Genomic DNA, 13828 nt, shown 5'->3' with positions numbered 1-13828 from the left:
AACACAGAAGTTAAGCTCCTTAGCGCCGATGGTAGTCGGACTTACGTTCCGCAAGAGTAGGACGTTGCCAGGCAATTGAGCCCGAAAGGGCTCTTTTTTTATAGCAGTTAAGCCCGAAAGGGAGGCTAGGACATAATGTAATGTCTCAGTCTCTTTCAGTATCTTGGCAGTAGATGACTGATTTGAAAATGCGCTTGTATCAAGCTTTTTTCAATTCTAGTCATCCTTGCCGGGGCGGGACTACGAAATCTCTTTATTCAAATTAGATTTCTGTCCCGCTCCCTTAACTTCTGAAAATTAGCTTCATCGAGGTCAACATGCCTAGGATCGATGAGACAAGCGAAAGACGAAACGAGCTTACTCGGGGTAAGTAAGTTGGGGAGGGGCCCCAACACAGAGAAACTGAGTAAACAGTTTCCGCAAGCCATGCAAGTTGGGGCGGTTAGAACTATCCCCCTAGTAAATCTAAGTCATGCCATATGAAGAATTGGCATAATAAGCGCTAAGACGGTTTTTATACAAAGAGATCGTCTTAGTGCTATTTACTTAATGAGAGGAGCAAATACTTCAGTTAACCATAATTTAAACGTAAAGTTTAAAATGTTAAAAATTTGGAACTGCGAACAGACGATGATGAAAAGATCTTCCGGTCGCTGAAAAAGTGAAATATTGTTAATTGATTAAGCCAAGCATCTGTATGATTTGAATAAAAACATCCATTAATAAATATCATGTTCAAACACAAAGAAGATAAAAGTGAGATAAAATAATATCCTGTTAAAAGAACCTTCTAAATTAACTCAAAACGATTATCACAAAATTGGAAATCATTTTTAAAAGTTATAAAAGTGTAAAAAAGTCTAATAATATTATTATTTTTACGTTTATTGCACGATACTTCGGTTATTAAATGTAGGGTGAAAGTATATTTTATAATTATAGGTAATAGAAGGGAGTTTTTTGGATGCAAATGTTAATAGGCGGAGGTACATTGCTATTGCTACTCGTAGCAATGATTTTATTCCTAAAATTTGCTCCATACGGAAAGTCGGGACTTGAGGCATTATCTGGTGCAGCTTGTGCCACCTTTTTACCTCAAGCCTTTTTAAGCTACGTGATTGGCGGTATATTTAATATAAGTCTGATGCAACACATAGGAGAGACTCTTGGTAGTCTCGGTGGTGTTGCAGTCGGTGTGCTCACATGTTTAAAGATGAAAGTATCTCCTGTTTATGCAGTCATTATAGGATTAGTTTTATACGATTTTAGCTTACTACCTGCTTTTATTGGTGCGTATCTTATTTCATTCTTACTTAAATTTATTGATAAGAAGGTACCAGAGGGACTAAATTTAATCGTAGTTATCTTAGTGGCTCCAGCTATTACATATGGCATTGCTACTTTAATCAACCCGGGTATAACGATGATGCTACAAGGTATTAGTAATGCGATTTCAACTGTCGGCGATAGCAACCCTTATCTACTAGCAGCTATTCTAGGTATTTTGATGCCTGTTACCGGAATGACACCACTCAGTTCGATGGTAGTTGCAAGCTTCCTAGGTATTACAGGCAACCCTATGGCTATCGGAGCGCTTACTTGTATGGGAGCATCATTTGTAAATGGTGTCTTATTCAAACGTTTAGGTATAGGCGATTGGCCGAAGAGTATATCAGTAGGTATAGAGCCTCTTACGCAAATTGATCAAATTGTTAAATACCCGCTACAGTTATATAGTGTTAACGCGCTAGTAGGTATTGTTAATGGTTGTATTGTAACGTTTAGTGGTTTAATCATTGATGCAAAAGGCGTAGCTACCCCAGTGGCCGGACCTATCGTGCTATTTGGCTTTAATAGTCCAATGGAGTCAGTCATAACGATAGTTGCCGTAGCTATTAACAGCTTTGTTTGGGGTTTTGTCTTTAGTATCATTATTAAACACTTTAACTTGATAAATATTGATTTTAAATCACTATTTAAAGGTAAAAGTAAATCTTCAAGTAATTAAGCGCTATACAGGACAATGACTCAATATAGGATAATCTCCTTAATATAAAGGGGATACATTTTCAAATCTTGTCAAAAGATAGTTATCCAAATATCAACATTAGTGAGAGCGAAACTGAGAAATCAAAGTTATTTCTGTTTTGCTCTCATTTTTGTTAATTTTAGTAGTGAAAGAAAGTGCTATAATAAGAGAAAAGTATATTGAGAGTGTGAGGATGAATGAAACAACCTCTGAATAGGTATATGCGCGCTTTACTAGAGAAAGACCCTATTTCACTGCATGTGCCTGGTCATAAAAATAATACGATAGGTCATTTAGCACAACTGGATTGGGCAATGGATATGACTGAAATAACCGGTCTAGATGATCTCCATCAACCAGAAGGTGTTATTAAAGAGAGTATGCAAGGATTATCTAAACATGAAGATTATGAAGCGTTCTATCTCGTCAATGGTACGACGAGTGGTATCTTGGCAGTAATTCAAGCATTTGCTAACCAGGATGGAGAATATTTAATTGCTCGAAACGCTCATAAATCTGTGTTTCATGGGCTCGAAATAAATCAGGCTTCAGCCGCGTTAACTAAGATGGAATTGAGTGATGCGACACATCAGTATGTGACACCACAACTATCAGAGCGAATTCTATCTAATAAGAAACTGGCAGTATTTACCTATCCGAACTATTACGGAGAAACATTTGATATCGAATCTACAATAGAGCGTTGTAAATCATCAAGTGTGCCGACGCTGATCGATGAAGCGCATGGGGCTCACTTTGACTTGGCGGGGTTTCCTCGAAGTGCGCTAAACTATAGCGCAGATTATGTGGTTCAGTCCTATCATAAGACTTTACCTTCTCTCACTATGAGTTCAGTCTTATTTATACATAAAGACGCACCTTTACGTCATTTAGTTCGTCGCTATCTAACATTCTATCAATCCTCTAGTCCTTCGTATTTACTTATGACAAGTTTAGAGGCTGCTCATCATTTTTATCAAACATATGAGAGTACAATGTTTTTTAAAAAGAGAGAAAAACTTATTCAGCAACTGAAAAGTAGAGGTTTTTACATCGAAGAAGTAGAAGACCCTCTTAAATTGAATGTGTCTTTACGAGGGTATACTGGACACGAGGTGCAGAGAATATTCGAGGATGAAGAGGTGTACTGTGAGTTAGCCGATGATCAGCAGATGCTGCTTATTCTTCCGCTTTGGCACGAAGGAGATTCCTTTCAATTTGAGAGTCTGCTGTCTCGAATTGAAAAGTTAAAGGTTGAAAAAAGAGCTCCCTTATCAAAGCGAGCACTGAACGTTAGGACACAAGAGGGACGCTTTCGACCCACTTTAATTCGTGCTTCAAAAGAAGTTGCTATAGAAAAGGCAGAAGGTGCCATCCTAGCAAGCTCTATCGTTCCATATCCGCCAGGCATTCCGATTATGTTTAAGGGAGAGGTCATCACGTCAAATATGCTAGAATTACTAAAGCAATGGTCGCATTCAGACTTTAGAGTTGAAGGAATTGTAAATGATAAAATAATGATTAAGGATGAATAGTATGTCAGCTTTTATAACATTCGAAGGCCCTGAGGGATCAGGTAAGACAACTGTGTTGCAAGCAGTAGCTAAACGGTTAGAGAAAGATTATAATGTGGTACTCACACGTGAACCTGGGGGCGTTACAGTTGGTGAAGAGATAAGGCGAATCTTGCTGGAGGGAGAAGCAATTGATAATCGTACCGAAGCGTTATTATTTGCAGCTTCACGACGAGAGCATTTAGTGGAAAAGATCCTTCCTGCTTTAAGTGAAGGTTCTATCGTGTTATGTGATCGTTATATAGATAGCTCACTGGCTTATCAAGGCTATGCTAGAGGGATAGGTCTAGATGAAGTGCGTCAAATCAACGAATTTGCAATCAACGGTAAATACCCTGATCTCACTATATATCTAGATATTAGTGTTTCTACAGGACTAGAACGCATCCTTAAGAATCAACGTGAACAGAATCGTCTAGATCAAGAAAGTATTAATTTTCATGAGAAAGTGGTTGAAGGTTATCAGAAAATTATCCATAATGAACCTAACCGTTTTAATATTGTAAATGCGGAGCGAAGTATTGAAGATGTAATAAACACCGTGTATGAATCAATCATCAAATACTTAGAAGAAATGTGATATAATGTTATGAAGAGGTGTTTTATAGTATGAAAATGATTATAGCGATCGTTCAAGATCAAGATAGTCAGGAACTCTCAGATGAACTCGTTAAGCATAATTTCAGAGCAACTAAATTATCTACAACTGGTGGTTTTTTGAAAGCAGGTAACACTACATTTTTATGTGGTGTAGATGACGATCGTGTTGATGATATTCTTAAAGTTATAGACGATACTTGCGGAAATAGAGAGCAACTCGTTTCCCCAATTACACCTATGGGCGGAAGTGCTGATTCTTATATCCCATATCCGGTAGAAGTAGAAATTGGGGGCGCAACTGTGTTTGTAATGCCTGTTGAAGCTTTCCATCAATTTTAATATTAACGTTTGGGAGCGGGACAGAAATCTAATTTGAATAAAAAGATTTCGTAGTCCCGCCCCGGCAAAGATGACTAGAATTGAAAAAAGCTTGATACAAGCGTATTTTCAAATCAGTCATCTACTGCCAAGATGCTAAAAGAGGCTGAGACATTACATTATGTCCCAGCCTCGTGTTAAGACATCATCGTTTCATACGATATATTTTTTAGCGTGGTGCATATATCGCAACCTTTTTACATAAAGGAGCTATAGTGATGGATGAATTAAAGATGTTGACGGCAGCCTATCAATCGAATCGCCTCTCGCATGCCTACTTATTTGAAGGTGATGATGGCGAGTCAATGAAAGAAACCGCTATAAAGTTTAGTAAGCGTATTCTTTGCGCTGACAATGAACAATGTCACTCGAAAGTAGAGCAACATAATCATCCAGATTTTCTATATATATCTACAGAGGAAAATACTATAAAGAAAGAACAAATCGAGCAACTAGTACGTCATATGAACCAATTGCCTATCGAAAGTCAACATAAAGTGTATATCATCGAATCCTTTGAAAAACTTACGGTTCAAGGTGAAAATAGTATATTAAAGTTCTTAGAAGAGCCGCCAGCCAATACTATAGCTATCTTGCTTACTACGAAACCAGAACAAATTCTTGATACTATTCACTCTCGGTGTCAACATATATACTTTAAACCAATTGACAAAGAGCAGTTTATTCGTCGTTTGGAAGAGAACGAGCTATCCCGAGGTGTAGCTGAAATGTTAAGCACTTATACGACGCAAGTAGAGACTGCTTTAGCACTTAATGAAGAAGCAGATTTATTAGCTTTACGTAAACTTATCTTAAGATGGTGTCACTTAATGATTAATGACTATTCTATGGCATTAATCACAATAGTAGACTTATTGAAACATGCGAAAAACAGACGTTTACAGCTGCTAACTCTAGCTGCTGTGAATGGCTTTTTTGAAGATATTATGCACGTCAAGGTGGGTTTAGATCAACGCCTTGTTTATTCAGATTTAACTAGTTATATGGCGCAGTATGCTCAGAAATTGGACACTACGCAAATCATTTTAATGTATGATCAAATCACTGAAGCACATAAAAAATTGAATCAAAATGTGAACCCAACACTCGTATTTGAACAAATCGTCATAAATGGGGTGAAGTAAGGATGCAAAATGTGGTAGGTGTGTATTTTAAAAAAGCTGGAAATCTAGAATACTATTCTCCACAACACTTTGATCTAGAGGAAGGTCAGTATGTTGTCGTAGAGTCTCAACGAGGTATTGAAGTAGGTTACATTAAACATGAGCCACTCGATGTAGCGGATGAAGATGTGACTTTGCCTTTAAAGAAGATCGTTCGTGTGGCTACTGAGGAAGATATGGCTCAGTATCGACAAAATGAACTTGATGCCGCACGAGCTTTCGATATTTGTAAAGCAGTGATTTCTCAGTTAGATTTAGATATGCGATTGGTCAACTGTGAATACATACTCGATAAATCGAAGGTGATCTTTAATTTTACTTCTGAGGATCGAGTAGATTTTAGAAAGCTGGTTAGAATATTAGCTCAAAAGCTGAAAACGCGTATTGAATTACGTCAAATTGGTGTTCGTGACGAAGCTAAATTGTTGGGCGGCATCGGTCCGTGTGGGAGATCTTTATGTTGCTCAACATTTTTAGGAGATTTCGAGCCAGTTTCAATTAAGATGGCCAAAGAACAGAATTTATCGTTAAACCCTACCAAGATTTCTGGTGCTTGTGGACGGTTAATGTGCTGTCTTAAATATGAGAATGAGCACTATGAAGAAGCACGTGCTCAGCTACCTGATGTAGGCGACGCTGTTGCAACGCCTGAAGGTCATGGTGAGGTTATTGGTCTCAATATTCTTGACATTACTATGCAGGTCAAAATTGAAGGGGTAGAGCAGCCTTTAGAGTACAAAATGGAAGAGTTAGAAGCATTGAAATAGGAGGCGTATGAGCGTTGGATCGTAGTGAAATGTTTCAACGATTGACGTTGTTGGAGAAAGATGTTGAAAGCATCAATCATAATATCAGTGAGCTTAAAAATATAGCTGTAGAGCTCATTGAAGAAAATGTAGCGCTTCAAATTGAAAACGACAATCTTCAATCATTAATAAACAAAGCTGATGGCATAAAAGGATCACAAGCTGGTAATACCAAAAAACCTAAAAAGCCTCTCCGTAGTAAAGACAATTTAGCGATGTTGTATAAAGAAGGATTCCATATATGCAATGGCGAATTATTTGGTAAGCATCGTAAAGGGGCAGATTGTTTATTCTGTTTAGAAGTACTAGATGATTAAAGCTATAATGTTACATGATGAAGGATAGGATGATTGCGATAGGCTTAGACGATGATAGGTATCGCCATTCTATCCTTTTTCTAACTTAAAGGTGGTTAAGTATAATGTTAGCAGAACAGGAACGCTTAGATTACTTAATTAAAGAACAACTAAGGATTATCCAGAATGATGAGGTGTTTTCTTTTTCAACGGATGCCGTTCTACTCGGGCACTTTACTAAGATTAAAAATAAAGATCGAATCATAGATTTGTGCGCAGGTAATGGTATCATCCAACTACTCCTGAGCGCTAAGTCAAGTCAACTTATTGAAGGCATAGAGATACAGGAACGCCTCGTAAACATGGCGGAGCGATCATTTCTCTATAACCACCTAGAGGACCGCCTTAAGATGCATCACCTAGATTTGAAGAATGTGTATCAAGCATTTCAGCCAGCACAGTATGATGTTGTGACTTGCAACCCACCCTATTTTAAAACAGATCAGCGGCATCAACATTTAAAAGAAGCGCACAAAATCGCACGTCATGAAATAAAGTGTAACTTAAGTGATGTGTGTAAAGCCGCTAGACACTTACTTAAACAAGGCGGGCGCCTGGTTATGGTACATAGAGCTGACCGTCTAATGGACGTCTTAACGACGATGCGCGAGTACTGTTTAGAGCCGAAACAGCTCAGATTCATCTACAGTAAACCTGGGAAAAAAGCTCAAATGATAATCGTTGAAGGAAGGCAAGGTGGGCGTGGTTCACTCGCTATTGAATCGCCTTTTTATATCTATGATAATGAAGGAAAGTACACGGAAGAAATGAGAGAGGTTTATTATGGATAGCCACTATGTGTATATAGTGAAGTGTAAAGATGAGAGTCTCTATACCGGTTACACAAAAGATGTGCCACAGCGCGTGATTAAACACAATAAAGGTCTAGGTGCTAAATATACCAAAATAAGACGACCGGTAGTGTTAGTTTATCAGGAAATGTATACGTCTAAATCGAAAGCATTGAAGAGAGAATATGAAATCAAACAGTATTCACGTGAAGAAAAGCTAGCGTTAATTGGGGAGGGATCGCAATGAGCACATTGTACTTAGTAGGCACGCCTATAGGTAATTTAAGTGATATCACATATCGTGCTGTAGAGACTTTAAAACGCGTCGATTTAATCGCTTGTGAAGATACACGAGTGACTCAAAAGCTGTGCCAGCATTATGAAATACATACGCCTTTAAAGCCTTATCACGATCATAATAAAGAGAAAGAAACGATGCGCTTAATCACTAAATTAAAAGAGGGTTGTTCTATTGCTCTTGTCTCAGACGCAGGTTTACCGTTGATAAGCGATCCGGGTTATGAACTTGTAGTAGCTGCAAGAGAACACGGTCTCTCTGTTGAAACCGTTCCTGGGCCTAATGCAGGTTTGACTGCCCTTATGGCGAGTGGGTTACCCTCTTTCACTTATACATTTATAGGATTTCTACCGCGCAAGGAGAAAGATAAACTGAGCATACTCAAACAGAGAATGTATGAAGATAGTACACTCATTATTTATGAATCGCCTTATCGAGTAGAAGATAGTTTAAAAGCGATTATGAAAGTAGACGAAACGAGACAAATATCGATAGGTAGAGAGCTAACTAAAAGATTTGAACAAGTAGAAACAGGCCAAGTAAACGATCTACTAGATGCTGTAAAAAGTCACAATATTCCTCTTAAGGGAGAGTTTGTTATCTTAGTAGAGGGTGCTCCAAATCAGAAAGACCATCAATGGTTTGAAGAGATGAGCGTAACGGAGCATGTAGAATTCTACAAAGCTCAAAATATGAAGCCTAAAGCTGCTATTAAAGCAGTAGCTAAAGATCGAGAGGCAAAAACAAGTGAAATTTACAACATTTATCACGAAATATAAGTGACTTAATCAGCATATGCGCGTTCACATTTAATAGTAAAAAAGTAATTTAGAGCCCATAACTATCATATTTTATGGTATTGTAAAAAAGATAGGGCATATTGATATGACCACTGATACAGAACTCTAAAGGAATTAAATTAACGTTATAAAAAAGGACGATGGATGGGCGCTCAAGTGTATAGTTAAGCAATTTAAGTTCATTGATATGAGCTCGAATGTTAGCTATCATTTAAAATGTAGAAACTGAGGAGGAACATTAATGGCACAAGAAACTTTTTATATCACTACTCCAATCTATTACCCGAGTGGTAATTTGCATATTGGGCATGCTTATACAACAACCGCGGGTGATGTTATCGCGCGTTACAAAAGGATGCAAGGCTATGATGTTCGTTATTTGACAGGAACAGATGAGCACGGCCAAAAAATTCAAGAGAAAGCCTTTAAAGCAGGCAAAACAGAAAAAGAATATTTAGACGAAATGATAGCAGGTATTCGAGCGCTATGGGATAAGCTTGAAATTTCAAACGATGACTTTATTCGTACTACAGAAGAGCGTCATAAAGAGGTTGTGCAACAAATCTTTGAACGTCTCTTGAACCAGGGAGATATCTACTTAGGTGAGTACGAAGGTTGGTATTCAGTACCTGATGAAACGTATTATACAGAAACTCAGCTAGTAGACCCAGTGTATGAGAACGGTGAAATTGTTGGAGGGAAAAGCCCGGATTCAGGACATGAAGTAGAACTTGTTAAAGAAGAAAGCTACTTCTTTAAATTATCAAAATACACAGATCGCTTATTAGAATTTTATGATGAGAACCCTGACTTTATTCAACCCCCTTCTCGTAAGAATGAAATGATTAACAACTTTATTAAACCGGGACTTGAAGACTTAGCTGTTTCTCGTACTTCATTTAACTGGGGTATACGTGTGAAATCAAATCCTAAACACGTGGTCTATGTGTGGATAGATGCGCTCGTTAACTATATTTCTTCACTAGGTTACTTATCTGACGACGATCGTTTGTTCCAAAAATATTGGCCGGCCGACATCCATATTATGGCTAAAGAAATCGTCCGTTTCCATTCGATTATTTGGCCGATCTTACTCATGGCTTTAGACCTTCCACTACCTAAAAAAGTCTTTGCTCACGGTTGGATATTGATGAAAGATGGTAAGATGAGTAAGTCAAAAGGCAATGTTGTTGACCCTAATGTACTGATTGATCGTTACGGCCTTGATGCTACGCGTTACTACTTGATGAGAGAGTTACCATTTGGTTCAGATGGTGTCTTCACACCAGAAGGCTTTGTAGAGCGTACTAACTATGATTTAGCCAATGATTTAGGTAACTTAGTTAACCGTACGATTTCAATGATAAACAAATATTTCGATGGTGAATTACCTGCTTACCAAGGGCAAAAACACGAAGTAGATGCTGAATTAGAACAGCTTGCTCAAAATACAGTGGAAGAATTCCATGAAAATATGAATGATCTACAATTTTCAGTAGCATTATCTACGATATGGAAGCTGATCAGCCGTACAAATAAATATATTGATGAAACTACACCGTGGATATTAGCTAAAGATGAAGCTCAAAGAGATATGTTAGGAAATGTGATGGCACATCTCGTTGAGAATATTCGTTACATCGCTATTTTACTACGTCCGTTCTTAACACATGCACCTAAACAAATATTTGAGCAACTTAACATCAACACGCCTGCATTGTATGAGTTAGATAGTTTAACAACGTACGGCGCTATAACAGAACCTATCATTGTAACTGAAACACCAAAACCGATCTTTCCACGCTTAGAAAGTGAAAAAGAGATTGCGTATATCAAAAAATCTATGCAACCACCAGCACAAGCAACTCAACAAGATCATGCGCCTGAGGACCAAAAGGAACGCATCGATATCAAACAATTTGATAAGGTGGAAATTAAAGCAGCGACGATAACAGATGCTGAACAAATTAAGAAATCAGATAAGTTATTAAAGATTCAAGTGGAGCTTGAAGACGAATATCGTCAAATTATTTCAGGAATTGCTAAATTCTATCAACCTGAAGACATTATTGGAAAGAAAGTAGCTGTTGTCACAAACTTGAAACCAGCTAAACTGATGGGATATAAATCAGAAGGAATGATATTATCAGCTGAGAAAGATGGCGTACTTACTTTAGTTAGCCTGCCTAATGCTATCCCTAATGGTGCTGTTATTAAATAACTGACTCAATTAACTACGAATTTGTGCTAACTGTATAAGGAGAGATTTGATGCTTATAGATACTCACGTACATCTCAACGCTGAGCAATATGACGAGGATTTAGAAGAGGTTATTCAACGAGCGAGAGATAACGGTGTGGACCGTATGTTTGTCGTAGGGTTTGATACTCCAACTATTGAAAGAGCGATGGAATTGATTGATCAATACGAATTCTTATACGCTATTATTGGATGGCACCCTGTCGATGCAATTGATTGTACCGAGGAACGTCTAGAGTGGATAGAGAACTTAGCCTCTCATCCTAAAGTTATAGGTATTGGAGAAACAGGATTAGACTATCACTGGGATAAGTCCCCTAAAGACGTGCAACAAGATTTATTAAGAAAACAAATCGCTTTAGCTAAACGAGTTAACTTGCCAATCATCATTCACAATCGGGAAGCTACTCAAGACTGTGTAGATATCTTATTAGAGGAGCATGCAGAAGAAGTAGGCGGTATCATGCATAGCTTTAGTGCTTCGCCTGAAATTGCTGATGTAGTTATAAACAAGTTAGGCTTCTACGTCTCATTAGGCGGGCCAGTGACGTTTAAAAATGCGAAGCAACCTAAAGAAGTAGCCGAACATGTACCATTTGATCGTTTGCTTGTGGAAACAGATGCACCGTTCCTTTCTCCTCATCCTTATCGTGGAAAACGTAATGAACCGGCTCGAGTAACACTTGTGGCAGAGAAGATCGCAGAGTTAAAGAATGTGAGTTATGAAGAAGTTTGTCGTCAAACAACTCAAAATGCAGAACGTTTATTTAATTTAAACTCATAGTTGAAATATGGGTGTCGGTGTTAACCAATGGGTCTACGTTGTATTGAAGTTTGCTTGTGAAACTTTAATAGTAAGAACGATTGGTGTTATACCGACGCCCTTTTTATAGGTTGTTAAAAAGAAAAATAAGAAATTATATAATGGGAGTGGGACAGAAATCTAATTTGAATAAAAAGATTTCGTAGTCCCGCCCCGGCAAAGATGACTAGAATTGAAAAAAGCTTGATACAAGCGCATTTTCAAATCAGTCATCTACTGCCAAGATGCTGAAAGAAGCTGAGACATTACATTATGTCCCAGTCTCTTCAAGGAAAACTCAAGTAGAAGAGTTGGAGCTAACTGTGTTTCTCAACATGGCTACTACATAGAGGTGTTGAATACTTGTTTAGAGCAATATCGCTTTCACTAACACTTGCTACATTTATTTATCGGATATTGAATGATAGCGCTCATTGAATATATAAGTAAAAGGATGTCCTAGATTTGAAGATTAAAGAGTTTATTGTGGTCGAAGGTAGAGATGATACCATGCGCGTTCAACAAGCAGTTGATTGCGATACGATTGAAACAAATGGTAGCGCGATAGATACTATGACTTTAGACATCATAAGAGAAGCGCAGCGTGCCCGCGGCGTGATTGTATTTACAGATCCGGATTTCCCGGGTGATAAGATAAGGAACACTATTGCAGAACATGTCGATGGTGTTAAGCATGCCTATATAGACCGGAAATTGTCTAAGAACAAACAAGGTAAGATTGGGGTAGAACATGCTGGACTCGAAGCGATTCGAGAGGCTCTAACCCATGTGAGCAGCCCTTACGAAGAGGGGCATGAAACGATAAGTAAAGCAACACTTATCGATTTAGGCTTAATCATAGGGAAGGATGCGCGTCGACGTCGAGATTTATTAGGAAGCCGGTTACATATCGGCCATTCAAATGGTAAGCAATTGTTGAAAAAGTTAAATGCGTTTGGTTATACAGAAGAAGATGTGCGTAAAGCATTAGAAGAAGGGAGTGAATAGCAACTATGGAGAACAAAGATATCGCGACGCCTAGTCGAACACGAGAGTTACTGAATAAATATGGTTTTAACTTTAAAAAAAGTTTAGGTCAGAACTTCCTAGTAGACGTCAATATCATTCAGAAAATAATAGACGCAAGTGAAATTGATGCCACTACAGGTGTGATTGAGATTGGCCCTGGTATGGGATCATTAACAGAACAACTTGCCAAAAGGGCTCAGAGAGTGATGGCTTTTGAAATTGATCAGCGTTTAATCCCAATATTAAACGATAGTTTAAGTGCTTACTCCAATGTCAATATCATTAATGAAGACATCTTAAAGGCTGATATAGCACACTATATTCAAGAATATTTGAGTCACTGTGAACGTATTATGGTGGTCGCAAATCTGCCATATTATATCACCACGCCGATATTGCTCAATTTAATGCAGCGGTCCCTACCTGTAGATGGCTATGTAGTCATGATGCAAAAAGAAGTAGGGGAACGACTGAATGCTCAAGTGGGAACGAAAGCATATGGCTCCTTGTCCATCGTCGCTCAATACTATACAGAAACAAGTAAAGTCCTGACCGTACCGACAACCGTATTTATGCCTCCACCTAATGTCGAGTCGATAGTAGTTAAATTAATGCAAAGACCTCATCCGGAGGTAGCTGTAGATGATGAAGAGACATTCTTTAAAGTGACTAGAGGGGCATTTACTCAAAGACGCAAAACGATCTATAACAATTATCAGAGCTTATTTGTCGATGGTAAGAAGCATAAAAAAGTAATAGCGGCTTGGCTTGAAGCGGCTAATATCGACTTCAGTAGACGTGGAGAGACGCTTTCTATAAACGAATTTGAGCAACTGTATTCAGAGTTGAAAAATTTCCCAGAACTAGAAATTTAAAATATTGACAATAATTTATAAGGTTGATAAAATAAATTGTTTATTT

At 38.1% G+C, this 13828-nt stretch carries 14 protein-coding genes; all 14 read left to right on the top strand.

Going from position 1 to position 13828, the window contains the following annotated elements; genetic code table 11:
- Positions 1-964: 964 nt before the first annotated feature.
- Positions 965-2008 (top strand): PTS sugar transporter subunit IIC, encoded by a 1044-nt coding sequence (locus tag N9R04_RS10800; protein ID WP_262856774.1) that lies wholly within the window; start codon positions 965-967, stop codon positions 2006-2008.
- A gap of 218 nt (positions 2009-2226) precedes the next feature.
- Positions 2227-3564, top strand: coding sequence for an Orn/Lys/Arg family decarboxylase (locus N9R04_RS10795; protein ID WP_262856773.1), 1338 nt, complete (start codon positions 2227-2229; stop codon positions 3562-3564).
- A 1-nt stretch (position 3565) separates the two neighbouring features.
- Positions 3566-4183 (top strand): dTMP kinase, encoded by a 618-nt coding sequence (gene tmk, locus N9R04_RS10790; protein WP_262856772.1) that lies wholly within the window; start codon positions 3566-3568, stop codon positions 4181-4183.
- 29 nt (positions 4184-4212) lie between these two features.
- On the top strand, positions 4213-4542 hold the full coding sequence (gene darA, locus N9R04_RS10785) for a cyclic di-AMP receptor DarA (RefSeq protein WP_262856771.1): 330 nt from the start codon (positions 4213-4215) through the stop codon (positions 4540-4542).
- 257 nt (positions 4543-4799) lie between these two features.
- The gene (locus N9R04_RS10780) at positions 4800-5726 is read left to right on the top strand and encodes a DNA polymerase III delta subunit-related protein (protein ID WP_262856770.1); all 927 of its coding nucleotides are present in this window, start codon (positions 4800-4802) and stop codon (positions 5724-5726) included.
- A gap of 2 nt (positions 5727-5728) precedes the next feature.
- On the top strand, positions 5729-6532 hold the full coding sequence (locus N9R04_RS10775) for a PSP1 domain-containing protein (RefSeq protein ID WP_262856769.1): 804 nt from the start codon (positions 5729-5731) through the stop codon (positions 6530-6532).
- A 14-nt stretch (positions 6533-6546) separates the two neighbouring features.
- Positions 6547-6888, top strand: a complete 342-nt coding sequence (gene yabA / locus N9R04_RS10770) for a DNA replication initiation control protein YabA (protein ID WP_262856768.1) — start codon at positions 6547-6549, stop codon at positions 6886-6888.
- A 104-nt stretch (positions 6889-6992) separates the two neighbouring features.
- On the top strand, positions 6993-7718 hold the full coding sequence (locus N9R04_RS10765; protein ID WP_262856767.1) for a tRNA1(Val) (adenine(37)-N6)-methyltransferase: 726 nt from the start codon (positions 6993-6995) through the stop codon (positions 7716-7718).
- Positions 7711-7965 (top strand): GIY-YIG nuclease family protein, encoded by a 255-nt coding sequence (locus tag N9R04_RS10760; protein ID WP_262856765.1) that lies wholly within the window; start codon positions 7711-7713, stop codon positions 7963-7965. The genes N9R04_RS10765 and N9R04_RS10760 overlap by 8 nt, the downstream gene beginning before the upstream one ends.
- Entirely contained in the window at positions 7962-8795 is an 834-nt protein-coding gene (rsmI, locus tag N9R04_RS10755; protein WP_262856764.1) for a 16S rRNA (cytidine(1402)-2'-O)-methyltransferase, read from the top strand. Before N9R04_RS10760 ends, rsmI begins: the two co-directional genes overlap by 4 nt.
- A 262-nt stretch (positions 8796-9057) precedes the next feature.
- On the top strand, positions 9058-11037 hold the full coding sequence (gene metG / locus N9R04_RS10750; protein ID WP_262856763.1) for a methionine--tRNA ligase: 1980 nt from the start codon (positions 9058-9060) through the stop codon (positions 11035-11037).
- Positions 11038-11086: 49 nt separating this feature from the next.
- On the top strand, positions 11087-11860 hold the full coding sequence (locus tag N9R04_RS10745; protein WP_262856762.1) for a TatD family hydrolase: 774 nt from the start codon (positions 11087-11089) through the stop codon (positions 11858-11860).
- Between the two features lie 483 nt (positions 11861-12343).
- A complete protein-coding gene (gene rnmV / locus N9R04_RS10740) occupies positions 12344-12886 on the top strand; it encodes a ribonuclease M5 (protein WP_262856761.1) in 543 nt (180 codons plus the stop codon).
- Positions 12887-12891: 5 nt separating this feature from the next.
- Positions 12892-13782 carry a 16S rRNA (adenine(1518)-N(6)/adenine(1519)-N(6))-dimethyltransferase RsmA gene (gene rsmA / locus N9R04_RS10735; RefSeq protein WP_262856760.1) on the top strand — a complete coding sequence of 297 codons (891 nt, stop codon included), beginning with the start codon at positions 12892-12894 and terminating at the stop codon, positions 13780-13782.
- Positions 13783-13828: the final 46 nt, after the last annotated feature.

The organism is Staphylococcus marylandisciuri (genome assembly GCF_025519785.1).
GTDB classification, from domain to species: Bacteria; Bacillota; Bacilli; order Staphylococcales; family Staphylococcaceae; genus Staphylococcus; species Staphylococcus marylandisciuri.
This window is presented reverse-complemented; position numbering and strand designations above follow the sequence as displayed.

Excerpts from the sequence above, each read along its gene's own strand:
- N9R04_RS10800 (WP_262856774.1), top strand. The coding sequence starts at position 965 with ATGCAAATGTTAATAGGCGGAGGTACATTGCTATTGCTACTCGTAGCA.
- darA (WP_262856771.1), top strand. The coding sequence starts at position 4,213 with ATGAAAATGATTATAGCGATCGTTCAAGATCAAGATAGTCAGGAACTC.
- N9R04_RS10780 (WP_262856770.1), top strand. The coding sequence starts at position 4,800 with ATGGATGAATTAAAGATGTTGACGGCAGCCTATCAATCGAATCGCCTC.
- rsmI (WP_262856764.1), top strand. The coding sequence starts at position 7,962 with ATGAGCACATTGTACTTAGTAGGCACGCCTATAGGTAATTTAAGTGAT.
- N9R04_RS10765 (WP_262856767.1), top strand. The coding sequence starts at position 6,993 with ATGTTAGCAGAACAGGAACGCTTAGATTACTTAATTAAAGAACAACTA.
- rsmA (WP_262856760.1), top strand. The coding sequence starts at position 12,892 with ATGGAGAACAAAGATATCGCGACGCCTAGTCGAACACGAGAGTTACTG.
- N9R04_RS10745 (WP_262856762.1), top strand. The coding sequence starts at position 11,087 with ATGCTTATAGATACTCACGTACATCTCAACGCTGAGCAATATGACGAG.
- N9R04_RS10760 (WP_262856765.1), top strand. The coding sequence starts at position 7,711 with ATGGATAGCCACTATGTGTATATAGTGAAGTGTAAAGATGAGAGTCTC.
- tmk (WP_262856772.1), top strand. The coding sequence starts at position 3,566 with ATGTCAGCTTTTATAACATTCGAAGGCCCTGAGGGATCAGGTAAGACA.
- N9R04_RS10795 (WP_262856773.1), top strand. The coding sequence starts at position 2,227 with ATGAAACAACCTCTGAATAGGTATATGCGCGCTTTACTAGAGAAAGAC.
- N9R04_RS10775 (WP_262856769.1), top strand. The coding sequence starts at position 5,729 with ATGCAAAATGTGGTAGGTGTGTATTTTAAAAAAGCTGGAAATCTAGAA.
- metG (WP_262856763.1), top strand. The coding sequence starts at position 9,058 with ATGGCACAAGAAACTTTTTATATCACTACTCCAATCTATTACCCGAGT.